Raw genomic sequence first — 22,117 nt, forward strand, 5'->3', positions numbered from 1 at the left:
ATGCGTTGTCTTGCCTGCGACAGCAAAAATATTGCTCCGGCACTTGATTTGGGGCAACAGCCGTTGGCCAATCACCTGCTTAAACACGCTGATGAGCCGTTCACCATCCATCCGCTGGGACTGGTTTATTGTCAGGAATGTGGTCACGGGCAGTTGTCCCATTTCGTCCCACCTGAAGATCTCTTCGTGGATTATCTCTACGCAAGCGGCACCAGTGGCTCATTAGGCCGGTATTTCGATTGGTTTTGTGACCGCGCCGCGGCCGAATTCGCGGCGTCAGACAGCGACGTGCTGGAGGTGGCATGCAATGATGGATCGCTCCTAGCCCGCCTCGCAGACCGGGGTTTCAGAACCCTTGGCGTCGATCCAGCGGCCAATCTGGCAGAGGAGGGGAGGAAAAACGGGCTGGAGATCGTGACCGCGTTCTGGCCGTGCCCGAAACTGATTGGCGACCGCAAGTTCGATTTGATTATCGGTATGAATGTGTTGGCGCATACGCCGACCCCGTTCGCCTTCCTTCAGGGTGTTGAACAAGCATTGAAGGATGATGGCCTCTGCGTCATTCAGACATCGCAGGCTAAAATGCTGATCAATGGTGAATTCGACACCATCTATCATGAGCATTTTTCCTTCTTTACTCCACATTCCATGGAAGTATTGGCAAAGCGGGCTGGCCTTGAAGTTCGGGCCGTCGATTTGGTCGATGTGCACGGAACCAGTTTTGCGTTCGTGTTGGCTAAGCCCGGATGCACCCGGGATGCTGCACGGCTGCTGGCGTCCGGTGCCTATATGGTGGAGCATGGTCAGCCGTTGGGACCGGTTGCCGGCACGATTACCGGCTCGGTCCAGCAGTACAAGGCGTTTGCTGATGCGGCGCATGCCCGTATGGCACGGATTCGTGATATCGTTCTTGCGCACAGGCAGGAAGGTGGAGAAGTCTGCTTTGTCGGTGCCGCAGCAAAGGCGATCACCTTTATGCACGCGGCGGGTATTCGACCGGATCATCTGTATGACGAGGCACCTTTGAAAATTGGGCGCACGGTTCCAGGCATTGATCGTGTCATCAAGCCACTCACGGCCATCATTGAAGCCAGAAATCCACTCGTCGTCATTTCTGCATGGAATTTTTGGGAAGAGCTGTCGATGAAGGTCAAGAGGATCGCCGGGCAGAAGAACATGAAGTTCCTGGTTCATTTTCCGGAGGTCAGGGAGTATAAATGAGAACGCTGATATCCCATTTTTATAATGAAGAGTATCTTTTGCCGTGGTGGCTGAAGCATCATGTAGAGATGTTTGACCAGGGCATTCTCATTGATTACAGTTCGACCGATAATTCAATAGATATCTGTCGAACGCTGGCCCCGCATTGGCGTGTCGTGCGTTCACGGAATATTCAGTTTGACGCCATCGCCATCGATTTTGAAGTCCAGCAGTATGAAGCCGGACTGCCGGGCTGGAAGCTTGTGTTGAATACGACAGAGTTCCTTGTGGGGGTTAACTTTCCGCATTTGGAGGAACTCATCAAGCAACAGCAATTGACCGGCTGTTACTTCGAAAGCGCCGTGATGGTGGACCCATTTCCGGATCAGGTGCCGGTCCACCATTTGCCGCTTGTTGAACAGAAGTTTCATGGCTACATGAACACGGACCCTGCCAATAATCATGGCCGCCTGTACCATCGTGGCATGATTGGCGCGTACATGCCGGGGCGTCACCAGTCACACTTGCCGCATCTGGCTAAGGCCAATGGGCTGGGAACAGTCTTTTGGTATTCAATGTCGCCGTGGTGTGAGCCTTTCCAACGTCGCAAGCTGCAGATCAAGACACGTCTTTCGGATCATGATCAACGGGCGAATTGGGGTAATCACCATCTGATTGATGCTGATGGTCTCAATCAGAAATGGGCCAGCCAAGTGCCCAATGCAGTCGATCTCAGCCATCTTGTGAGGCAGGGTCTGTAGACCTCAATCGATAAGGTGGCGCTATCACGGGTCGCCTGCAAAAGATTCCAACCTGTTTTGGCGTGATTTGAGCTATTGAGGGCGTGCTCCGTTTCTGGTCGTCTAGAGTGTTGCCCCCATGCCCGACAATATCCTTGAAACCGAAGTCGCCAAGCGTCGTACCTTTGCCATCATCGCGCACCCTGACGCGGGTAAGACGACGCTGACGGAAAAGCTGCTGCTGTTCGGTGGGGCCATTCAGATGGCGGGCGCCGTGAAGGCACGCGGTGAACAGCGGCGCGCCCGGTCGGACTGGATGAAGGTGGAGCGCGAGCGCGGGATTTCGGTCACGGCGTCGGTGATGAATTTCGACTATGCCGACCGCACCTTCAACCTGGTCGATACGCCGGGCCACGAGGACTTTTCCGAAGACACCTACCGCACTCTGACCGCCGTCGACAGCGCCGTGATGGTGATCGACGGGGCCAAGGGTATCGAAAGCCAGACGCGCAAACTGTTTGAGGTTTGCCGTATGCGCGACGTGCCCATCATCACGTTTGTGAACAAGATGGACCGCGAGGCGCGCGATCCGTTTGAGTTGATGGACGAGGTGGAGCGCGACCTGCAGCTGGAGGTCACTCCCGCCTCCTGGCCCATCGGGTCGGGATCGGATTTCCGGGGCTGTTATGACCTGATCCGCGACCGGTTGATCCTGATGGATCGCCGGTCGGGCGATGTGGCGACCGATGGCGTGGAATGCAACGGCATCGACGATCCCAAGATCGACCAGATGCTGCCCGCCGATCAGGCAGCCAAGCTGCGCGAGGATGTAGCGATGGTGCGGGAACTGTGCCCGCCCTTCAATCTGGAAACCTATCGCGAAGGGCACCAGACGCCCGTGTTCTTCGGCTCTGCCATCAATAATTTCGGCGTGCGTGAGCTGCTGCTGGGTCTGGCTGAATATGCCCCGCCGCCGCGCCATCAGAAGGCCGATGGCCGCATGGTGGAACCGGACGAGGGCAAGGTGACGGGCTTTGTGTTCAAGGTCCAGGCCAACATGGACCCCAACCACCGCGACCGTATCGCCTTTTTCCGCCTGTGTTCCGGCCATTTCAAGCGCGGGACCAAGCTGAAACATATGCGCAGCGGCAAGATCCTGGCCGTGAACAATGCGGTTCTGTTCCTGGCGCGCGACCGCGAACTGGCTGAAGATGCCTTCCCCGGCGATATCATTGGCATCCCCAACCACGGCACCCTGCGGATCGGCGACACGCTGACCGAGGGCGAAGAACTGCGCTATACCGGTGTGCCGAGCTTCGCACCCGAACTGTTGCAGCGTGTGCGCCTGGATGATCCGATGAAGGTGAAGCATCTGCGCAAGGCACTGGAGCATTTCGCCGAAGAAGGGGCGTCGCAGGTGTTCAAGCCCATCGTCGGCGCTGACTGGGTGGTGGGCGTGGTTGGTCAGCTGCAGTTCGAGGTGCTGGCCGCCCGGATCGAGGCGGAATATGGCATGAAGGCCCGGTTCGAGACCGCGGGCTATGACGCGGCCCGCTGGGTGGAAAGCGATGATCCGGTGGCGCTGAAGAACTTCATCGACAGCCGCCGTGCCGATCTGGCCGAAGATCATGACGGCGCCTTGGTCTATCTGGCCCGCAATGGCTGGCAATTGAACCGCGCGCAGGAGGATTTCCCCGAACTGCGCTTCCTGAAGACGCGGGAGCAAAACAAGAGCGTGACGACGGTGGCGGCCTGACCGGGCCGCCACCTGTCCGCGCGGCTAAATCACGCCAACCAGATACAGAATGATGATGACGGGGATCGGGATGCCGAGGACCCAAAGCAGAATGCCGCGCATATTCCCCTCCTCTGACCATGCGGTTCATGGAGAGGGAACGGCGTTACGGTGCGGATGGTTCCGTCTTACCGGGCCGCAATCGCCACCGTGATCGTGTCGGCATAGGTGCCGGCGATGGCCTGCGGGTTGGCGGGGATGTTGACCTTGAAGCTTTTGGTGGACACCGTCTTCTTGGCGCTGGTCCGCGTCAGGACGACGGGGTTGGCCAGCGACTTCACGCCCGAATTGTCATACTGCACCGTATAGGCGGCGCGTGCGCCGGTGGCATTGACCAGGGCGCCGGCATTGGCGGATGAGATGGTGACGGTAAAGCCGTTTCCACGGTTGCACTTTTCACCCACAGTGCCGATGGTCAGATTGCTGGTGCCTTTGATCAGGTCGACGCTGCTGGTGTTTGTCTGATTGATCTGCACGAAGCAGATAGTTTCCATGGTGCCACGCAGGCCAATGCTGCCGTTGGACTGCGCCAGTGCCGGAAGGGCACTGGAAGCCAAAAGCAGGGTGGCGGCAAATGCCGCGCATGCGTGGTCTTTGCGGACCATGTGACAACCTCGGTTCTGGCCTTGGGGCCTTTGAATGCCGGCTGGTGCCGGTCGTTCCTGTACCAAAGCAAGACTGATTCCAGGCAGTGCCGGGCCACAATGTAAGGTTTTCGTTGCATTATGCAATGATCTGGTGGTTGGGTAACACCTATTATTGCATTATGCAAAGCATGCGTTTTTGCATAATGCAATAAAGAAGACACTTTCCCATCGTTCTGTGATCCGTTATGACAAGGTTGTCACATAGCTGGACGATAGAATGATCCGGCGGGTGAAGCAGGGAGGATCGATAATGGCCCTTACGCGTCGTGCGGTATTGGGGATGCTGGCCGGGACCGCATCCGCCCCCCTGGCCCCGTCTTGGGCGTCCAGCCCACCACCCTGGTATTCCTTGATCCCGCCAGCGGTCGCCCCGGATGGTTCGATCCCCGGCTGGCGTTCCCTGGGTGGACGCGCCACCTACCGGCTGGAGGCAGGGGAGATTGTCGGGACATCTGTGGAGAAATCGCCCAATACCTTCCTTTGTACCGAGGAACTGTTCGGCGATTTCATCCTGGAGTTCGAGGTGAAGACCGATCCGCGCCTGAATACCGGCGTGATGATCCGGGCTGAGTCCAAACCGGATTATCGCAATGGCGTCGTCCATGGCTATCAGGTGGAAATCGACCATGCCGCCCGCCGCTGGACCGGCGGGCTGTATGATGAACAGCGCCGGCTTTGGCTGGCGACACCGGCCCATCGGCCTGAAACCCAGGCCAGCTTCAAATCTGGCGGCTGGAACCATCTGCGGGTGGAGGCGGTGGGCACCCGTTTTCGCACCTGGCTGAACGGTCTGCCCGCCATTGTCATGGTCGATGACATGACGCCGCGCGGTTTCATCGGGTTGCAGGTGCATGATGTCGGCCCCGATCCCGCCAATGCAGGGCTGGAGGTGCGGTTCCGCAACCTGCGCATCATCACCGACGATCCTGCCCGTTATATGCGCAGGCCGCTGGACGTGACGGATGAGCAGGACTTCATCGCCAACCATATCAGCGCCGAACGCGCTGCCCTGGGCTGGCGGCTGCTGTGGAACGGACAGGATGGGGCGGGCTGGTCCGGCCTGTCTGCGGCGGGCTGGCGCATTGAGCAGGGGGTGATCATCCGCGACAGTGCCGCCACCCCCCTGGTCACCGCCGACCGGTTTGCGGATTTCGATCTGGAAATGGATGTGCGCGCGACCGATGGCGCCGATGGCGCCGTCACCTATCTGGGCAGTGCCGAATACCGTCTGGCACAGGGGCCGCAGGGGCAGGGGGATTCCGCCAGCGGCACCCTGATCGGCAAGGTGCCGGCCCGCAACCTGACCGATCCCAATCCCGACAAGCCCTCCATGAAGCCTGCCGGCCACTGGAACCGTGTCCGTATCCTGGCGCGCGGCGACCGGATTGAACATTGGCTGAATGGATCAAAGCTGGTGGAGGGTAGCCGGGCGGCCCTGGGCCTGCCAACGTCAGGCCCTGTCCTGCTGCGTCCTGGACAGGGTCGTCTGGAATTTCGTTCCGTCCGTATCCATCCCCTGTAAGGAACGTCGCATATGAACCGGCGACAGGCCCTGCTGGCCGCCATCACATTGTTAGGCGGCACCTTCCTGGACGGCGCGCTTCCCGTCTGGGCCTATGAGGGGACGAGGGTGGCCAAGGGCCAGCCGGGCCGTTTCTTCAATGTCCGCGAAATGGCGCTGCTGACCGATGTGGCGGAGATCATGATCCCCGCTACCGATACACCCGGCGCCATGGCCGCCAATGTCCATGGTGTGATTGACGGGCTGATGCTGGATTGGGCGGTGCCGGCGACGCGGGCGCAGTTCCGTCAGGCCCTGGCCGATATTGATGCCAGGGCGGCACCCCATGGCTTCATGGCCCGCCCGCCTGCCGAACGCGCCGCCCTGCTGACCAGCATCGACATCGCCGCCTTTCGGGGGCAGGGGTTGGCGGATCAGGCCTATCGCCGGCTGAAGCAACTGATCTGGTACGCCTATTTCACGTCCGAAGGGGCCGACCCCGACTATGTCGCCGTTCCCGGCCAGTATCGGGGCGACCTGACGCGGACGGAGATGAAACAACTGGTGGCGGGGGCGCGCTGATGGAATGGGACGCCATTGTCGTCGGCTCCGGCATCACTGGCGGCTGGGCGGCCAAGGAACTGTGTGAAAAGGGGTTGAAGACCCTGGTCCTCGAACGCGGTCGGCATATCGACCATGGCGGACCCGACTATACCGACATGGAGGCCCCATGGGAGGTGGAGTTCCGCAATCTGGTGCCGGAGGATTGGCCGGACAAGGGCTGGCATTACATGAAGGATAAGGGTGACTGGATCTATAAGATGCAGCACCTGCAATTCTTTGCCGATACCAAGACCTATCCCTTCTCCTATCCCGAAGACCGGCCCTTCATGTGGACGCGGGGCTATCAGTTGGGGGGACGGTCGCTGACCTGGTATCGGCAATCCTATCGCTGGGGGGAAGCGGATTTCACCGCCAACCTGCGCGACGGACACGGCGTGGACTGGCCCATCCGCTATGCTGATCTGGCGCCCTGGTATGATCATGTCGAACGGTTTGCAGGCATTTCCGGCAGCCTTGAGGGGCTGGACGAGGTGCCCGACGGGGTGTTTCAGCCGCCATTTGAGATGAACTGTGCCGAACGCCGGGTGTCGGAGAGGCTGAAACGCCAGCGGCCCGATCTGCATATGATCATGGGCCGGACCGCCAACCTGACGGCACCGACGGCGGAGCAGGAGGCGTTGGGCCGCTCGCGCTGTCAGGCGCGGTCACATTGCAGCCGGGGCTGCTCCTTCGGCGCCTATTTCAGCAGCCTGTCCGCCACCCTGCCGGCGGCCAAGAATACCGGCAACCTGACCATTCTGACCGATCAGATCTGCCACAGCCTGGAACATGATCCGGCCACGGGCCGCGTGACGGGCGTGCGGGTGATTGATGCCAACAGCATGACCACCAGCACTCACCGCGCGCGGCTGGTGTTCCTGTGTGCCTCGGCCATCGGGTCCGCTCATATCATGCTGAATTCCCGCAGCGAGGCGCATCCGCGTGGGCTGGCCAATGGCAGTGACGCGCTGGGCCGTTACCTGATGGATCATGTCGGCGGTGCCTGGGCGGCAGGCCGGGTGCCAGGAATGCTGGATCGGTATGAGTACGGTCGGCGTCCGAATAATATCTATATCCCCAACGTCCGGGCCCGGGGGCAGAAGCCGGGTGACGGCTTCATCCGCGGCTTCGGATTTCAGGGTGGGGCCACACGTGGCCGCGCTATGGACGGGGCAGGGCGACGGGCGGGGTTCGGGGCCAAAGTGAAGGATGCCGCCACAGACTATGGCCCCTGGACCATCCGCATCGACATGTTCGGGGAAATGCTGCCCCACGCCGATAACCGCCTGACCTTGCACCCGACCAAGACGGACCGCTGGGGCATTCCGCTGGCGCATCTGGACTGCACCCTGCGCGAAAATGAACTGGCCATGATCGCCAGGGGCAGGGACGAGGCAGCGGAAATCCTGCGTGCCGGCGGCTGCGAGGATGTGACAGCGGGCGCCCGCTTCGACCATCCGGTGGGTTTCAAGACGCATGAGATGGGCACGGCCCGCATGGGCCGCGATCCCGCCACCTCTGTCCTCAACGCCTGGAACCAGGCGCATGAGGTGGCAAACCTGTTCGTTACCGACGGGGCCTGCATGGCGTCGAACGGCACACAGAATCCCTCGTTGACTTACATGGCCCTGACGGCGCGTGCCGCCAGCCATGCGGTGGAACTGTTGCGAGAGGGGGCTATCTGACGCCCCTTCCCGTCAGCGATTGATCAATCCTTGGCCTTCAGCAGGTCGCGGATTTCGGTCAGCAGGACCTCGCTCTTGGTCGGCTCCACGGGCTTGGCCTCTTCCTTCTTCTTGAAGCGGTTTACCTGCTTGACCAGGATGAACACGGCCCAGGCCACGATGAAGAATTTGATCACGGCATTGATAAACAGGCCGTAATTGATGGTGGTGACGCCGGCATCCTTGGCGGCCTTCAGGGATGGATAGTCCCCGCCCGACAGACTGATGAAATAATCGGAGAAGTCGATTCCCCCCAGGAGATATCCCAGCGGCGGCATCAGGATATCGTTCACCAGCGAGGTGACGATGGCGGTGAAAGCCGCACCGATAATGATACCGACGGCCAGATCCACGACATTGCCGCGGCTGATGAAGGTCTTGAATTCGTTCAGCATGGGTTCCCCGTTCCCATCGGCAACGGCCCCTGCGGCCGTGCCAGCCGGATGAGCATCCTGCATCGTGCCCGGAATGGAAAGCCCCCATGTGCCCCGCGCACTTGTTCCCACCCGTCCCGGCCCTGACACTGGGCTTGTTCTCACGACCAAAGGTCTCGCGCCATGCCGCATCCCGCCCCCCCGAACCCGCCCGGACTTGTCAGCGATATCTCGGTGCTGGAAGGGTTGTATGGTTCGCCGGGCGCGCCGTCGCTGGCCAAAGTTTCGGACCGGTTGACGCCGGCTTACCGCGCTTGGCTGTCGGCAGCACCCTTCTTCGCGCTGGGGTCCGTGGGGGCGGGTGGGCTTGACGTGTCGCCGCGCGGGGATGCGGGTACGGCGGTCACCATCCTGGATGACCGAACCCTGTTGATCCTCGACCGGCGCGGCAATAACCGCATCGACAGCCTGCGCAATATCATCGCCGATCCGCGCGTGGCCTGCATGTTCATGATCCCCGGTGTCAATGAATGCCTGCGCATCAATGGCCGCGCCGCCATCAGCATTGATGCCGACCTTTGCCAGCGTCTTGCCATGGAGGGGCAGTTGCCCCGGTCCGTGATCTGGGTGGAAATCGACGAGGTCTATTTCCAATGCGCCCGCGCCCTGATCCGTTCTGACCTCTGGGCACGGGGTGCGCGGGGCCGCCCGGATGGCGTTCCCACGGCCGGGCAGATGACGGCCGACGCCAGTCACGGTGCCGAAGGCGGCCCCGCCTATGACGCCGCCCTTCCCGAACGGCAGCGCCGCACATTATGGTGAGAGGCTGAAACCGGGGATAAGGGATGGACGGGAATGTGGGGTCTGCTGCGCTTTATCGCCACGCTGATCGGTGTGGTCCTGTTTTTGACCCTGCCCATGGTCTTCCGGGATAGCATTCCCGACGGGCTGTTCGATGCCTGGGACAGCCTGTTACGCCCCCTGCGTGACCCGGTTACCCAATTCTGGTGGCAATATTTCAACCGCCTGGATCAGCAGCCGCTGTTCCAACTGTCGACCCTGCTGACCCAGGCGCTTGTTATCACCCTGGTGATTACCGCCATCCGCTGGATATGGCGCCGCCGCACGGCGTGAGCCTTGTCTGCTATAACCAATCCTGAAGCCGATACCAGAGCATGCCCAGCACCAGGGCAGGCATTTTCAGGCCCGGCGGTCCCGGAAAGGCCCGGTGCGGCACACGAGCGAAAATGTCGAAGCGGCCCGCCTGACCGGCAATCGCCTCCGCAATCACACGACCGGCAATCGCGGTCAGGGCCACGCCATGGCCACTATATCCTTGCGCGAAGTAGGTCGTGGGGCTGACCCTGCCCAGATGCGGCATGCGGTTCATGGTGATGGCGACATGGCCGCCCCAGCAGAACTCCACGCCGACATCGGCCAGTTGCGGGAAATATTTCAGCATGGTCCGGCGCAGCGACTGTTTCAGGTCGGGCCGGTCAAACCCGGAATAGCTGACGCCCCCGCCAAACAGGAACCGGTTATCCGGGCTGCGCCGGTAATAGTTCAGCACGAAATTCACGTCCGCGATGGCGATGCCTGACGGGATCAGTGCCTGCGCCCGCTCCGCCTCCATCTTCTCGGTCCCGATGATGTAGGTGCCCGCCGGCATCACTTTGGCGCGGATGGGGGGGCTTAAGTCCCCCAGATAGGCATTGCCGGCCAGGACCAGGAACTTGGCCGACACCGATCCTGTTGCCGTGAACGCCTTTGGCGCCGCCCCGGTATCGATGCGCACCACCCGGCTGCCTTCATGGATACGCACGCCCAGCCCTTCGGCGGCAACCGCCAGCCCCAGCGCATAGTTCAACGGGTGCAACTGCCCGCTGCCGCCATCGAACAACCCGCCCAGATAGGCATCGGTCGCCACCATGGAGCGGATTTCATCGCGCCCCACCATGCGCGTCTTGTCGTAACCCAGCCCCTCCAGTTCCCCCTGATGCTCCGCCAGACTTGTCATATGCCGGGGTTTCAGGGCCGCCAGCAGATAGCCCCATTTCAGGTCACAATCGATGCCGTACCGGTCGATAAGGTCGGACAGCATGGTCTTGGCTTCTTCCGACAGGTCCCACAGGTGCCGCGCATCCTGCTTGCCGACCCAGCCCTCGATATCGCCGATCCCCTTGTTGAAACCGGTGACGATCTGTCCGCCATTGCGACCGGATGCGCCCCAGCCGACGGATTCGGCCTCCAGGATCGTGACGGACATGCCCTTGGCCGCCAGCTCAATGGCGGTCACCAGACCCGTATAGCCACCCCCGACGATACAGACATCGCTGGAGACATCACCCACCAGCGGCGGGCGGGCGGGGGCAGGGTGGGCTGTGGCGGCGTACCAGGAAGGGGCGTGGGGCATGTCGGACCGGGGTGCCGTGGATGGTGTCGATCATTCTACAGATGGGGGTGGGGAACTGCACTTCCATCCTTCCACAACCATCCGCACGCCAGCCTATGGCTTATCCCGCAGATCGAGGACATAGGCCAGGACAACCCCCATGCGCTCCACCCGCAGCAACTCACGACCCTCTGGAACGGGGCCGCATTGGCCGCGTGTGAAGGCGATATAGAAATCGGCCTCCCCCTGGCCATCCTTCGGCGCTTTCCAGGTGGGGGGCAGGTAATGCAGGGCGCTGTCATGCGGGCCGCAGATGCGGATACGGTAGGGATGGGCAACGGCGCCGCCGCCTTCCTGTCCTACAACCAAGTTGCGCAGCCGGTCTGCGGCTTCTGACAGGGGGCTGCCCCAGTAATCCAGTTCAAACCGGCCCTCGGCTCCGCGCACCCCACCGACCAGCGCGTTGTACCAGATGGCCTCATACGGGTGCAGACGAGTGATGGTCAGCGTCTGCCATCCCGCCCAGAGGACCAGCATGCCACCCGCGATGCGGCTGGCCATGGGCAGGCGGTCAGTGACCGTCGGTGTTGTCAAATAGCCAGCCAGCCGGTCCAGCCCGATGGCAGCCGCCACCGACAGGGGCGGCAACAAAAACAGCAGATGCCGGATACCATCATAAAGCACGGCACCTGTAACGATCACGATCAAAGGCGGCAGCAGGATCGCCGCTACCAGCCCGATCCGTTCCGGCAAAATGGCCAGGGGCCGGCGCAGGGCACGGACCGCCATGACAGCTGCGACCGCAATGCCTGCCAAAGTGATTTCCGGCAGCTTCACAGCAAAGGCCACCGGCACATACCACCAGGGCAGGTCGGTCGTAACCAGCGTCCGTCCCGCGAACGGGAAGCTGAATTCTAACGGAAAGTGCGAGAAGCCGGCCAAGGCCTCCAGCGGGCGCGATATCGGGTCCAGCTGTGCCCAGGGCCAGAAGGCCAGCATGATCATCCAGGCCAGCGCAAAGGCCGGCAGCAGCCGCGCCGCCGCCGTCACCCCTTCCCACAGGGCCGTACCCAGTGGCCGTTCCCGCAGGCGCAGAAACAGCCAGTACAGGCAGGCGATGCCCAACGGCCCGATCAACACAATCCCGCCCACACGGATACCCAGCGCGGCCCCGAACGCGATGCCATAGGCAAGCAGCGTGCGCATCTGTTGCCTGGGCAGGTCGCGGATCAGGCGGATCTGGTAAAGGCCCATCCAGGCGGCGGCGGTGGCAAAGGGCACGTCCTTGGGATTGGCAAAGGATTGCCCCATCCATTCCGGCGTCAGCGCCAGAAGCAGGACGGCCAGTGCGCCGGCGCGTGGCCCCGCCAGCGTCCTTGCCTGTGCCCGAACCGCGGCCAGCCCCGCCACCCCCACGAGCCCGCCGACCAGCCGCCGCGTCTCATAGGCATCGAAGGGCAGCAGGATGCCGGCAACCGCCGTCACCGTGTCATACAGGGCACCGTAGAGATAAAGATTCTGGAACCCCAGCACCCGCTGGTCTTCCCCCAGCGATAGGTACCAGTCCAGCGCGCGGCGCCCGTTTTCCAGGTGCAGCGGCTCATCCCAGGTGATGCCATATTGCTTGAAGGTGGAGGCAACGAACAACAAGGCGCCAGCCAAGATGAGCTGCGCCACAATATCCCAGAAATTGGAAGGGCCTTCGTCCCTTGCGCCGGATGGGCCCATCACAGGTCAGTTCGCGCCGCTGCGCCGGTCGGGCAGGCTCGCCGCCGGATGGCGGTGATCGGCTGTCTCTGCCGCGGCACCGGTCGCAAAGCCGACGCTGTCCGACACAAGATAGAGCGGCCGCCCCTTCACTTCGGTAAAGACCCGGCCCAGATAATCGCCCAGCACGCCCAGGCAGATCAACTGCACCCCGCCAATGAACAGGGTCGCCACCATCAACGAGGCATAGCCCGGAACATCGATCCCGAAGATCATGGTCTTCAGCAGGATGACGGCACCATACAACACCGCGATGGCCGCCACCGCCAGCCCCAGCCATGACCAGATGCGCAGCGGCAGGGTGGAGAAGGAAACGATGCCATCCATAGCGAAACGGAACAGCTTCCAGGTGCTGAAGGTCGTCGTGCCGGCATGGCGCGGTGCCGTTTCGAACGGAACCGCCACCTGCCGGAAGCCGACCCAGGAATAAAGCCCCTTCATGAAACGCGTACGCTCGCCCATCTGGTTCAGCGCATCGACCACGGCGCGGTCCATCAGACGGAAGTCGCCAGCATCGCGGGGCAGGGGCACTTCCGACATGCCATCCAGCATGCGATAGAAGCGGCGGGTCAGAAAACGGCGCAACGGCGGATCGGTATCGCGCGAGCGGCGCACGCCATAGACCACCTGTGCACCGGCCTGCCAATGGGCATAGAACTCTTCGATCACTTCGGGCGGGTGCTGCAGGTCGCTGTCCATCAGAACGACGGCCCGGCCCGACGCATGGCGAAGCCCGGCCGTCATGGCCATTTCCTTGCCGAAATTGCGGCTGAACCTGACCAGACGGATACGCGGATTGGCGGCGTGTGCGGCCTGCAACCGGACCCAGGTGTCATCGCGGGAGCCGTCATCCACGCACACCACCTCATACGGCACGCCTAGCCGTTCCATCACCGGCGCAAGCCGGGCAAACAGCGCGTCGATATTCTCCCCCTCATTATGCATGGGCAGAACGACGGACAGCACCGTGGCCTCGTTCAAGGGCCGCAGCGGGGTAGGGGACTTGGACGGCTCGTGGGTGGGCGTCAACATGACGGGTCCTTGGCAGGGCACGTGGCAGCGGCGATGACGGCTGTCACCGGCCATTGCCGCTTCAGACGCGAACACTAAGCCTTAACCAACCAAACCGCCAGCCAACCGGATGGTTAGGCACTGGCCAGCCGGTCGATGCAGCCATGTTCCACCTGTCCGGTGGATATAGCGTATCCGCACCGTTTTTCCAACCGGGCGTCATTTCAGTAGCGGATGGACTATATCCAACCGGCTCTGACTAAAGAGATCACAGCTTAGACCCCGGCTGCCACAATCATGACACGGTCTGGATAAAAATTACTTAAATCACGAAGGGGAAAATACAGATTAACAAATCGCCCCTGACTTTGGTCGTGCCAATAAAAAGTCGAATATAGTTCGATATTCGACCCATGGCGAAGCAGACCTTGGTTCCAGCCTTGGACGATGGAGATGAACATGGCCAGCAGCCAGTACAATATCACCACTGCCTCCGCCCGCCCCGACCTCGCGTCACAGGTGGCAGCCGAGCGTGAATATCTGCGCCGCTATGCGTTGGGATTGTGCCGCGATGGCGCATTGGCCGACGATCTGGCCCAGGAGTGCATGGAACGCGCCCTGACGCGCCTGCACCTTTGGGAAGAGGGCACGAACCTGCGGGCGTGGCTGTCCACGATGCTGCGCAACCTGCATATCAACGGTCTGCGCCGGAACAGGCAGCATGTGGCTCTAGATGATTGTGACGGCGCCGAACTGGGTGGTACGCCCGCCCGGCAGATGGGCCGCATGCAGGTCCGCGACCTGCGCCGCGCCATGGCACGGTTGCCGTCCGACCAGCGCGACATGGTCGTGATGGTGGCACTGCGCGGGGTCAGCTATGAACAGGCGGCGCTGAATGCCAACGTCTCGGTCGGGACCGTGAAGTCCCGCCTGTCGCGGGCACGGGGTACCCTGCGCCGCCTGATGGATGGTGAGATGGTCGTGGAAGGCCGCGCTTAAGGTCGATACGCGATCAGGTCGCCGATGGCCGGCCCCGGCGGCGACGCTTCTTGGGCTCCGGTGCCGCAGGCTTGGGTGGGGCGATGCAGCGGTGCAGCCCCTGGTACGCCAGTCGGATCACGCCTGTAAGCTGATCCGGCGCCTGCGGGTTGGCCTGTATGTACGCGGTCGCAATCTTGGCGGCCAGCAGGCGCAGCTCGTCCGTCGGCGTCTCGGTCATCGGGGTTTCCTCCAGCCCTTAATCGATAAGGCACTGTGGAACCGGGACCCCCTTTAAGTCCATTTGACGCAAAAGCCTAGACACGCAAACGTTGGGCCTATGCCCTTCGTCGGAATGCGTGGGTGGCAACCCGTGCCACCCACGCCAGTGATGATCAGAACTGGTCGTCCGACAGGCCCATGACAGCGCGGTGACCCTGGGTCACAACGGTCAGCAGACCGCGTGCCTGGGGCAGGATCTGGTCCGCATAGAAGCGGCCCGTGATGATCTTGGCATCCAGGAACTTGGCATCGGCACCGGGTTCCCGCATCAGGCCATTGGCCGCCATCATGGCCTTGGCCGTCAGGTAGCCACCGATGGTGACACCGAACATGCGCAGATAGCTGACGGCGCCTGACGCAACGGCGGTCATGTCGGCCTTGCCCGTTTCGACGACCCATTTGGTCGCTGTTTCCACAGCGTCGATGGCGTCGGACAGGTTGGCACCCATGGTGGCCATGTCGTCGCCCGACTGCGCAGCGATGGCGGTGGCAGTGGCACGCATTTCGGCGATCAGGGCGAAGGCCGCTTGCCCACCATCGCGCAGCACCTTGCGGAAAGCCAGATCGTTGGCCTGGATGCCGTTCGTGCCCTCATAAATGGGGGCAATGCGGGCGTCGCGGTAATGCTGGGCGGCACCGGTTTCCTCGATGAAGCCCATGCCGCCATGGATTTGCACGCCCAGGCTGGTCAGTTCCACACCCAGGTCGGTACACCAGGCCTTGGTGATGGGCGTCAGCAGGTCGTTCAGGGCGTTGGCGGCCTTCGCAGCGTCGGCATCCGGGTTGCGATGCGCATTGTCCAGCGCCGACGCCGTCAGGTAGACGAGCGCGCGGGCCGCCTCGATCTGCGACTTCATGCACATCAGCATGCGGCGCACATCGGGATGCTTGATGATGGCGACGGGGGCAGGGTCCTTGCCGGTCAAGGCGCGGCTCTGCACGCGGCCCTTGGCATAGTCAACCGCCTGTTGATAGGCGCGTTCGGCAATGGCCATGCCCTGCAAGCCAACGCCCAGGCGGGCATTGTTCATCATGGTGAACATGTACTCGATGCCGCGATTTTCCTCGCCCACCAGGAAGCCGACAGCGCCGCCATTATCGCCATAGGCCATGACGGCGGTGGGGCTGGCATGGATACCCATCTTATGCTCCAGCCCGGCGCAGCGCAGGTCGTTGCGGGCACCCAGGCTGCCATCCTCGTTCACCATGAACTTTGGCACGACAAACAGGCTGATGCCCTTAACGCCGGCCGGGGCTGTGGGGGTGCGGGCCAGGACCAGATGGATGATATTGTCGGTGAAGTCATGCTCACCATAGGTGATGAATATCTTCTGACCGGTGATCAGCCAGGTCCCGTCCTCATTCGGTACGGCCTTGGTCCGCACGGCACCGACATCGGAACCGGCCTGCGGCTCCGTCAGGTTCATGGTGCCGGTCCATTCGCCGCTGATCAGCTTTTCCAGATACAGCTTCTTCTGCTGTTCCGACCCGTGGGCCTGAAGTAGCTCCACCGCACCCTGGTTCAGCATGGGGCAGAGCGAGAAGGACATGTTGGCCGAGGTCCACATTTCCTGGATCGGCAGGGCGAGCGTCCAGGGCAGACCCTGACCACCGAAATCCGGATCGAACGGGACCGCGTTCCAACCACCCTCAGCATATTTCCAGTAGGCGTCGCGGAAGCCGGGCGCCGTGGTGACCACGCCGTTTTCCAGCTTCGACCCGTTCTGGTCGCCGACCCAGTTCAGCGGCGCCAGCACATCGCGCGCCAGCTTGCCGGCCTCGTCCAGGACCTGATCCACCAGATCGGGCGTCACCACGTCATAACCGGGCAGGCCGGCCACCTGCGACAGGCCAACCACATGGTTCAGCGTGAAGCGCATGTCCTGGATGGGTGCGTTGTAAGCGGTCATTTCGCCTTATCCTCCCGGCTTAACATATGGGCAGGTTCCAGCGCCCCACCCGGTTCATGATGAAACATCGCGCGAACACATCCACCCGGCAAGTCCCGCCGGCTGGATGTTCGGCTGTCGGTGCTTACGTTAACGTAAAAGGCAGGCGCTTGTCATCAGGGTTTGGGGCGCTTTTTGGGCTTGGCACGCTGATTGCTTTACCACTGACAACACCCGTACCCGTGGAGCCGTCCCGTGAATAGCAACCTCAACCTCCTGAACCAGGGCAGCGTCGCTGAAACCAAGGGAAATGCGCGTAATGCGCCGGCCCATGTGGTTCGCGCCGTACAGCAGGCCAGTGCGGCCACCGGGGTTGATTTTGCCTATCTGATGGATAAGGCCGGGGTCGAAAGCGGCTACCGCACGGATATCAAGGCATCGACCAGTAGCGCCACCGGCCTGTTCCAGTTCACGGAAGGAACCTGGCTGAACATGGTGGAACAGCATGGGGCTAAGTACGGGTTGGGTGTTTATGCGGACAAGATCAATAATGGCTCCGTCTCCGACCCCCAGACGCGCAAGGAAATCCTGAATCTGCGCAAGGATCCGCGCCTGTCAGCCATCTTTGCCGCCGAATTGGCCAATGATAACAAGACCCATCTGGAAAATGAACTGGGCCGCCCGGTGGGCAATACGGAACTATACATGGCCCATTTCCTGGGCGCCGGCGGGGCTGCCAAGTTCCTGAAGGCCATGGACAAGAACCCCAACCAGCCGGCGGCCAATCTGCTGCCCGATGCCGCCAAGGCCAATTTGAACGTCTTCTATGACGGCACCCGGCCCAAGTCGGTTGGTCAGATATTCGACAATTTTGCCGCCAAGTTCGATGATGCCCCGGCACAATTTGCCGGGTCCACGACGTTGGGCACCATTCAGCCGGCGGATACTTCCTCTCAGCCCTGGCTGACGGGCATGCGCTCTGCCGTATCGGGTAAGGAACCGATCTCCACCTTCACCATCATGATGCTGGACAGCCTTGCCGTCCCGTCGGATGACGAGGAGGAGAAGAAGCGTTCCACCGGTTCTGGTGCCCGCGACAGCGATGAAGGCGATCAGAGCAGCGGCAAGGCCACCAACGGCTATGGCATGAAGGTTGGCCCGAACCTGTCTGCCGGCAGTCTGATTGCCGCGTAAATTAGACCGCCCGGCTGCCGCCACCGAACAGAATGCCGGAGCCGACAACGAATCCGAAATCGTACCAAAGCCCATCATTGGGGAAGGCGTACATCCGCATGTCCAGGAACAGGCTGCCGATAAAGGAAATCGGGGCCAGGAAGCCATGCACCAGACCCCAGAGCAAACCGGGCAGGGGATGGGTCACCTCCGGTGTCGGCTGGTTGGCGCAGGCCGCGACCGACAGGGCCAGCAACAGCAACATGGCGCCACGCAGCGCCCCCTTGTGATCAAAGGATTTCAGCATGCGGTCGGCCCTTTTCGGCTGACTGAGAGCGGGAAGAGGATCGTATCACCGCAAAGCCAGAAAAGCGAAAACCCCGCCAGAGGTATCTCTGACGGGGTGTTGAAATGGTGGCACCGGCGTGATTTGAACACGCGACCAAGGGCTTATGAGTCCCCTGCTCTACCGCTGAGCTACGGTGCCGAAGCTCGTCCGTCCGGGTGGTCCCGAACGGGAGCCGCTATTTATGAAACTGCGCTGGGCCTGTCAATATCTGTTTTCAAAAATCTTCATCATAAAGCAGGTGCCGTTTCAGCTGTGCCCGGTAGCGGCCCATACGCGACCCGTCATGGCCGGGCCAGCCGGCGCGCAGGGCCGACAATTCCGCCTCCCGCTCATTGACGGCCCAGCAGGACAGCTCCGTATCCCTGCCGGCCTCATTGCGCCAGCGGAAGACGAACAGCTGTGGCGTTGCGGTTGGCGGCATGGGGCAGGGGACCTGTCGGCGGCTTTAAGGGACGCAGGATGCGTCGGGATGGCCTCTCTGTCCACCCTATCCAAGTTTGGTGGTCGACCTGTGCATCGACCACAAGACTTTGGGGGTGATGCCGCTGTAGGATGCGGCACCCGCCAACCCGTGCCGGTTATCCGCCATGTTGCGTTTTATGCTGACCCCGCTTCGCTGGTTTTTCCGCTTCGTACTCTATACCAGCGTAATTCTGACCCTCCTGGTGCTGCTGGCACCCTTTGCCTTTGACATTCCGGGGCGGGCGGAAAAGGTGCTGGCCACCATGAATGCCGGCAACCTGCGTGGCATGCGGGTGCAGGCGCTGCCGGAATCGGTGCGGGGATTTCCGCCGGAACTGGAAATCAGAGACCTGCGCGTGACGGTTCCAGGGCCACAGGGCGTGGCGGCCACAGCCATGACGGCGGCCAAGGTCCGCGTCGTTGTCAATGTTATGGAAAGCATGCTGCGTGGACGCGTGGTCCTGGCGGCCATGGTGGAAAATCCTGTCATCTATGCTAACCAGCCCCTAAACCTGGGCGCCATCGCAACCGCCATCAGCGTCGCTACGGGCCTGCATACCCAGATCCAGCTGGTCGGCGGTGAAGTGATCAATCCCGGCAGCCGGACGGTGGTGGCACTTGGCGATGACACGCTGACCAATATCAATTCACGCTCCAGCGAGGATCAGCAGGTGGCGGAGGTTGTCCCCCAGGATGATCGGGGGGCTGCGTCCAACCTTGGGGGCGGTGGCGGCGGTGCGGGTGGCACCACGGGGGCAACGGCTGCCGGTGCTGGTGTTGGCGCCGGTGCTGTGGCTCCGGGGGTTGTTGCTGGTGTTGCGGCCGGTGTCGGTGGCAGCGTCGTGGCGGGTACGAGCGGCGGCGGTGGTCGGGGTCCGGGAACCACCCCAGGGGGCGGCGGCACAAATCCCGGCGGTGGCGGTACTGACCCTGGTGGCGGCACGAATCCTGGCGGTGGTGGCACCAATCCCGGTGGTGGTGGCACCAATCCGGGAGGGGGCGGTACGAACCCTGGTGGTGGTGGGACCAACCCAGGCGGCGGCGGAATTGATCCCGGTGGTGGCACATTGCCTGGCGGTGGTGGGATCAACCCCGGCGGTGGCGGCACCAATCCCGGTGGTGGTGGTACGAACCCCGGCGGCGGCGGTAGCAATCCGGGCGGTGGTGGCACTGATCCCGGTGGCGGTACGAACCCTGGCGGTGGCGGCACGAACCCCGGCGGTGGTGGCTCCGATCCTGGTGGCGGCGGTACGAACCCCGGCGGTGGTGGCACCAATCCTGGCGGCGGCGGTACGAACCCCGGCGGCGGCGGCACGAACCCTGGCGGCGGCGGTACGAACCCCGGCGGTGGTGGCACCAATCCTGGCGGCGGCGGCACGAACCCCGGCGGCGGCGGCACGAACCCCGGCGGTGGTGGCACCAATCCTGGTGGCGGCGGCACCAATCCCGGTGGTGGCGGCACCAATCCTGGCGGCGGCGGCACGAACCCCGGCGGTGGTGGCACCAATCCTGGCGGCGGCGGCACGAACCCCGGCGGTGGTGGCACCAATCCTGGCGGCGGCGGCACGAACCCCGGCGGTGGTGGCACCAATCCTGGCGGCGGCGGCACGAACCCCGGCGGCGGTGGCACCGATCCTGGTGGCGGTGGCACCAATCCCGGTGGTGGTGGCACCAATCCTGGCGGCGGCGGCACCAACCCTGGTGGCGGTGGCACCAATCCTGGCGGGGGTGGCACAAACCCCGGCGGCGGGGGCACCAATCCTGGCGGTGGCGGTACAAACCCGCCGATGTGTACCTGCCCCTGTGGCTTTTAAGTGAGGGTTCCGGGTGGGGGCATCCCCACCCGGCTTCGGTCATGTCTGCCGCTGCCGGCTGGCGGCACGGTCCAAGAACAGGCACAGCGCCACCACGGGAATACCGATGGCGGCGGTACCGGCAAAGAACAGGGCGTAGGCCCCCATCTGTCCGGCAATCGGCTCCAGCCCCAGCACCATCTGTCCGGAGAAGCCCTTCAGCACCTTGCCCAGCACCGTATAGAGTGAGGACAGCAGCGCATATTGAGTGGCGGTGTAGCCCAGGCTTGTCAGGCTCGACATATAGGCGGTCAGGGCCACGCCCGCGAAGCCGGTCGCGACATTGTCAACGATGATAGCCGCCGTAAACACGCCGATATCCGGCCCGCTGAGCGCCATGACGGAGAAGGCAAGGTTGGAAAAGGGGCCGAGGACCGCGCCAAAGATCAAGGTTCGCCGGAAGCCCAGCCTCACGGACGCAAGGCCGCCCAATGCAATGCCCGCGATGGAGGCCCAAAGCCCGACAGAGGCGCGAACGGTGCCCACCACTTCCTTGGTCAGGCCCAGATCGACATAGAACGGGTTGATCATCGGCCCGATCATGAAATCGCCCAGCCGGAAGGTCATCACCACCAGCAGCATCAGCACCGACAAGGCACCATAGGTGCGCAAAAAGCTGAGCAGCGGCCCGACAATCGCATCAAACAGGCCCACCGGCGTCCAGAGCGGGGCCGACGCCATGCCGCCCGTCGGGGCGTGACGCATCGGCTCCGTCGCCATCAGGGTGGCGACAACGCCAACCGCCATCACGGCACCCGCAACGCCATAAGATGCCTGCCAGCCGATCCCGGCGGCCAGCAGCAGGATCAGGCTGTCGGTGGCCAGCATGGCGGCCCGATACCCGGTCTGATAGGCAGCGGACAGCAGGCCCTGTTCGGCCCCGTCTTCGGCACTTTCAATGCGCCAGGCATCGACCACGATATCCTGCGTGGCCGAAGCAAAGGCTGCCAGCAGGGCAAAGGCACCCAGCTTCCAAAGGTTTGCCCCGTCCGGCCCCACGGCAGCCATGCCGAACAGCCCGGCCCCGATCAGCAATTGCGACAGCACTATCCAGCCGCGCCGCCGGCCCAGCCGCCCCAGGATTGGCGCATCCAGCCGGTCTACCAGGGGCGCCCACAGCATCTTCAATGAATAGGCCAGCCCGATCCAGGACAGAAAGCCGATGGTGGCCAGATCGGCCCCGCCTTCGCGCAGCCAGAATCCCAATGTATTGCCTGTCAGCAGGAAGGGCAGGCCCGAGGAAAAGCCCAGCAGCAGCATGACCAGCACCTTGCGCTGGCCCAGCGATCGCAGCACCTGTCGCCAGCCGATGGGGGCCTTCTTCTGCTCCGGGCTTGCTGCATCGGCCGTCATGGGCGGGTCCTGTCCTGTCTGCGG

General features: G+C 62.6%; 21 protein-coding genes and 1 tRNA gene. 11 read left to right on the forward strand and 11 right to left on the reverse strand.

Annotated elements, in window-relative coordinates:
- The 3 genes from C0V82_RS03430 (at nt 1) to C0V82_RS03440 (ending at nt 3,696) form a co-directional block, all read left to right on the forward strand.
- Complete coding sequence (locus C0V82_RS03430) at nt 1-1,221, forward strand: class I SAM-dependent methyltransferase (RefSeq protein WP_102111128.1); 1,221 nt, start codon at nt 1-3, stop codon at nt 1,219-1,221.
- Nucleotides 1,218-1,961 (forward strand): glycosyltransferase family 2 protein, encoded by a 744-nt coding sequence (locus tag C0V82_RS03435; protein WP_102111129.1) that lies wholly within the window; start codon nt 1,218-1,220, stop codon nt 1,959-1,961. The genes C0V82_RS03430 and C0V82_RS03435 overlap by 4 nt, the downstream gene beginning before the upstream one ends.
- A gap of 118 nt (nt 1,962-2,079) precedes the next feature.
- Nucleotides 2,080-3,696: a peptide chain release factor 3 gene (locus C0V82_RS03440; RefSeq protein WP_102111130.1), complete on the forward strand. Its 1,617-nt coding sequence runs from the start codon at nt 2,080-2,082 to the stop codon at nt 3,694-3,696.
- A gap of 167 nt (nt 3,697-3,863) precedes the next feature.
- Here the strand turns inward: C0V82_RS03440 and C0V82_RS03445 are convergent, their stop codons facing one another.
- A complete protein-coding gene (locus C0V82_RS03445; RefSeq protein ID WP_102111131.1) occupies nt 3,864-4,340 on the reverse strand; it encodes a spore coat protein U domain-containing protein in 477 nt (158 codons plus the stop codon).
- A 292-nt stretch (nt 4,341-4,632) separates the two neighbouring features.
- On the opposite strand from C0V82_RS03445, the gene C0V82_RS03450 reads away from it, so the two are divergent.
- From C0V82_RS03450 to C0V82_RS03460, 3 genes are read left to right on the forward strand one after another with little or no spacing between them, the layout of a single operon-like run.
- On the forward strand, nt 4,633-5,904 hold the full coding sequence (locus tag C0V82_RS03450; protein WP_158659711.1) for a 3-keto-disaccharide hydrolase: 1,272 nt from the start codon (nt 4,633-4,635) through the stop codon (nt 5,902-5,904).
- A gap of 12 nt (nt 5,905-5,916) precedes the next feature.
- Nucleotides 5,917-6,465 carry a gluconate 2-dehydrogenase subunit 3 family protein gene (locus tag C0V82_RS03455; RefSeq protein ID WP_102111133.1) on the forward strand — a complete coding sequence of 183 codons (549 nt, stop codon included), beginning with the start codon at nt 5,917-5,919 and terminating at the stop codon, nt 6,463-6,465.
- Nucleotides 6,465-8,171, forward strand: a complete 1,707-nt coding sequence (locus C0V82_RS03460; RefSeq protein WP_102111134.1) for a GMC oxidoreductase — start codon at nt 6,465-6,467, stop codon at nt 8,169-8,171. The genes C0V82_RS03455 and C0V82_RS03460 overlap by 1 nt, the downstream gene beginning before the upstream one ends.
- A gap of 23 nt (nt 8,172-8,194) precedes the next feature.
- Here C0V82_RS03460 and mscL read toward each other — a convergent pair whose 3' ends face one another.
- The gene (mscL, locus tag C0V82_RS03465; RefSeq protein WP_102113207.1) at nt 8,195-8,605 is read right to left on the reverse strand and encodes a large conductance mechanosensitive channel protein MscL; all 411 of its coding nucleotides are present in this window, start codon (nt 8,603-8,605) and stop codon (nt 8,195-8,197) included.
- A 162-nt stretch (nt 8,606-8,767) separates the two neighbouring features.
- Here mscL and C0V82_RS03470 point away from each other — a divergent pair, with 162 nt between their 5' ends.
- Together C0V82_RS03470 and C0V82_RS03475 are read left to right on the forward strand one after the other, a co-directional pair.
- Nucleotides 8,768-9,406: a pyridoxamine 5'-phosphate oxidase family protein gene (locus tag C0V82_RS03470; protein ID WP_102111135.1), complete on the forward strand. Its 639-nt coding sequence runs from the start codon at nt 8,768-8,770 to the stop codon at nt 9,404-9,406.
- Nucleotides 9,407-9,439: 33 nt separating this feature from the next.
- A complete protein-coding gene (locus C0V82_RS03475; RefSeq protein WP_102111136.1) occupies nt 9,440-9,718 on the forward strand; it encodes a hypothetical protein in 279 nt (92 codons plus the stop codon).
- A gap of 10 nt (nt 9,719-9,728) precedes the next feature.
- On the opposite strand, the gene C0V82_RS03480 is transcribed toward C0V82_RS03475, so the two are convergent.
- From C0V82_RS03480 to C0V82_RS03490, 3 genes are all read right to left on the reverse strand, one after another.
- Nucleotides 9,729-10,997, reverse strand: a complete 1,269-nt coding sequence (locus C0V82_RS03480) for an NAD(P)/FAD-dependent oxidoreductase (RefSeq protein WP_102111137.1) — start codon at nt 10,995-10,997, stop codon at nt 9,729-9,731.
- A gap of 93 nt (nt 10,998-11,090) precedes the next feature.
- Nucleotides 11,091-12,653 (reverse strand): glycosyltransferase family 39 protein, encoded by a 1,563-nt coding sequence (locus C0V82_RS03485; RefSeq protein ID WP_158659712.1) that lies wholly within the window; start codon nt 12,651-12,653, stop codon nt 11,091-11,093.
- 57 nt (nt 12,654-12,710) lie between these two features.
- Nucleotides 12,711-13,775 carry a glycosyltransferase family 2 protein gene (locus C0V82_RS03490; protein WP_102111139.1) on the reverse strand — a complete coding sequence of 355 codons (1,065 nt, stop codon included), beginning with the start codon at nt 13,773-13,775 and terminating at the stop codon, nt 12,711-12,713.
- Nucleotides 13,776-14,213: 438 nt separating this feature from the next.
- Here C0V82_RS03490 and C0V82_RS03495 point away from each other — a divergent pair, with 438 nt between their 5' ends.
- Entirely contained in the window at nt 14,214-14,753 is a 540-nt protein-coding gene (locus tag C0V82_RS03495; protein WP_102113208.1) for a sigma-70 family RNA polymerase sigma factor, read from the forward strand.
- 13 nt (nt 14,754-14,766) lie between these two features.
- On the opposite strand, the gene C0V82_RS03500 is transcribed toward C0V82_RS03495, so the two are convergent.
- Nucleotides 14,767-14,973, reverse strand: coding sequence for a hypothetical protein (locus C0V82_RS03500; protein ID WP_102111140.1), 207 nt, complete (start codon nt 14,971-14,973; stop codon nt 14,767-14,769).
- A 154-nt stretch (nt 14,974-15,127) separates the two neighbouring features.
- Nucleotides 15,128-16,924 carry an acyl-CoA dehydrogenase gene (locus tag C0V82_RS03505; RefSeq protein WP_102111141.1) on the reverse strand — a complete coding sequence of 599 codons (1,797 nt, stop codon included), beginning with the start codon at nt 16,922-16,924 and terminating at the stop codon, nt 15,128-15,130.
- Nucleotides 16,925-17,158: 234 nt separating this feature from the next.
- Here C0V82_RS03505 and C0V82_RS03510 point away from each other — a divergent pair, with 234 nt between their 5' ends.
- Nucleotides 17,159-18,097 carry a lysozyme family protein gene (locus C0V82_RS03510; protein ID WP_102111142.1) on the forward strand — a complete coding sequence of 313 codons (939 nt, stop codon included), beginning with the start codon at nt 17,159-17,161 and terminating at the stop codon, nt 18,095-18,097.
- Nucleotide 18,098: 1 nt separating this feature from the next.
- Here C0V82_RS03510 and C0V82_RS03515 read toward each other — a convergent pair whose 3' ends face one another.
- The 3 genes from C0V82_RS03515 to C0V82_RS03525 all read right to left on the reverse strand — a co-directional run bounded on the left by C0V82_RS03515 (nt 18,099) and on the right by C0V82_RS03525 (nt 18,846).
- Complete coding sequence (locus C0V82_RS03515; protein WP_199772460.1) at nt 18,099-18,383, reverse strand: hypothetical protein; 285 nt, start codon at nt 18,381-18,383, stop codon at nt 18,099-18,101.
- Nucleotides 18,384-18,488: 105 nt separating this feature from the next.
- Nucleotides 18,489-18,563: transfer RNA gene (locus tag C0V82_RS03520), tRNA-Met, on the reverse strand.
- Nucleotides 18,564-18,639: 76 nt separating this feature from the next.
- Complete coding sequence (locus C0V82_RS03525) at nt 18,640-18,846, reverse strand: hypothetical protein (protein WP_054169473.1); 207 nt, start codon at nt 18,844-18,846, stop codon at nt 18,640-18,642.
- Nucleotides 18,847-19,012: 166 nt separating this feature from the next.
- On the opposite strand from C0V82_RS03525, the gene C0V82_RS03530 reads away from it, so the two are divergent.
- Nucleotides 19,013-20,701 carry a hypothetical protein gene (locus tag C0V82_RS03530; RefSeq protein ID WP_102111143.1) on the forward strand — a complete coding sequence of 563 codons (1,689 nt, stop codon included), beginning with the start codon at nt 19,013-19,015 and terminating at the stop codon, nt 20,699-20,701.
- A gap of 39 nt (nt 20,702-20,740) precedes the next feature.
- Here the strand turns inward: C0V82_RS03530 and C0V82_RS03535 are convergent, their stop codons facing one another.
- Nucleotides 20,741-22,093, reverse strand: a complete 1,353-nt coding sequence (locus tag C0V82_RS03535) for an AmpG family muropeptide MFS transporter (RefSeq protein WP_102111144.1) — start codon at nt 22,091-22,093, stop codon at nt 20,741-20,743.
- Nucleotides 22,094-22,117 lie beyond the last annotated feature (24 nt).

Origin of the sequence: Niveispirillum cyanobacteriorum (assembly GCF_002868735.1) — a bacterium.
Lineage (GTDB): Bacteria > Pseudomonadota > Alphaproteobacteria > Azospirillales > Azospirillaceae > Niveispirillum > Niveispirillum cyanobacteriorum.

Bases quoted from the DNA above. Each gene is read 5' to 3' on its own strand.
- C0V82_RS03430 (WP_102111128.1), top strand. From the start codon at position 1: ATGCGTTGTCTTGCCTGCGACAGCAAAAATATTGCTCCGGCACTTGAT.
- C0V82_RS03435 (WP_102111129.1), top strand. From the start codon at position 1,218: ATGAGAACGCTGATATCCCATTTTTATAATGAAGAGTATCTTTTGCCG.
- C0V82_RS03440 (WP_102111130.1), top strand. From the start codon at position 2,080: ATGCCCGACAATATCCTTGAAACCGAAGTCGCCAAGCGTCGTACCTTT.
- C0V82_RS03445 (WP_102111131.1), bottom strand. From the start codon at position 4,340: ATGGTCCGCAAAGACCACGCATGCGCGGCATTTGCCGCCACCCTGCTT.
- C0V82_RS03450 (WP_158659711.1), top strand. From the start codon at position 4,633: ATGGCCCTTACGCGTCGTGCGGTATTGGGGATGCTGGCCGGGACCGCA.
- C0V82_RS03455 (WP_102111133.1), top strand. From the start codon at position 5,917: ATGAACCGGCGACAGGCCCTGCTGGCCGCCATCACATTGTTAGGCGGC.
- C0V82_RS03460 (WP_102111134.1), top strand. From the start codon at position 6,465: ATGGAATGGGACGCCATTGTCGTCGGCTCCGGCATCACTGGCGGCTGG.
- mscL (WP_102113207.1), bottom strand. From the start codon at position 8,605: ATGCTGAACGAATTCAAGACCTTCATCAGCCGCGGCAATGTCGTGGAT.
- C0V82_RS03470 (WP_102111135.1), top strand. From the start codon at position 8,768: ATGCCGCATCCCGCCCCCCCGAACCCGCCCGGACTTGTCAGCGATATC.
- C0V82_RS03475 (WP_102111136.1), top strand. From the start codon at position 9,440: ATGTGGGGTCTGCTGCGCTTTATCGCCACGCTGATCGGTGTGGTCCTG.
- C0V82_RS03480 (WP_102111137.1), bottom strand. From the start codon at position 10,997: ATGCCCCACGCCCCTTCCTGGTACGCCGCCACAGCCCACCCTGCCCCC.
- C0V82_RS03490 (WP_102111139.1), bottom strand. From the start codon at position 13,775: ATGTTGACGCCCACCCACGAGCCGTCCAAGTCCCCTACCCCGCTGCGG.
- C0V82_RS03495 (WP_102113208.1), top strand. From the start codon at position 14,214: ATGGCCAGCAGCCAGTACAATATCACCACTGCCTCCGCCCGCCCCGAC.
- C0V82_RS03500 (WP_102111140.1), bottom strand. From the start codon at position 14,973: ATGACCGAGACGCCGACGGACGAGCTGCGCCTGCTGGCCGCCAAGATT.
- C0V82_RS03505 (WP_102111141.1), bottom strand. From the start codon at position 16,924: ATGACCGCTTACAACGCACCCATCCAGGACATGCGCTTCACGCTGAAC.
- C0V82_RS03515 (WP_199772460.1), bottom strand. From the start codon at position 18,383: ATGCTGAAATCCTTTGATCACAAGGGGGCGCTGCGTGGCGCCATGTTG.
- C0V82_RS03525 (WP_054169473.1), bottom strand. From the start codon at position 18,846: ATGCCGCCAACCGCAACGCCACAGCTGTTCGTCTTCCGCTGGCGCAAT.
- C0V82_RS03530 (WP_102111143.1), top strand. From the start codon at position 19,013: ATGTTGCGTTTTATGCTGACCCCGCTTCGCTGGTTTTTCCGCTTCGTA.
- C0V82_RS03535 (WP_102111144.1), bottom strand. From the start codon at position 22,093: ATGACGGCCGATGCAGCAAGCCCGGAGCAGAAGAAGGCCCCCATCGGC.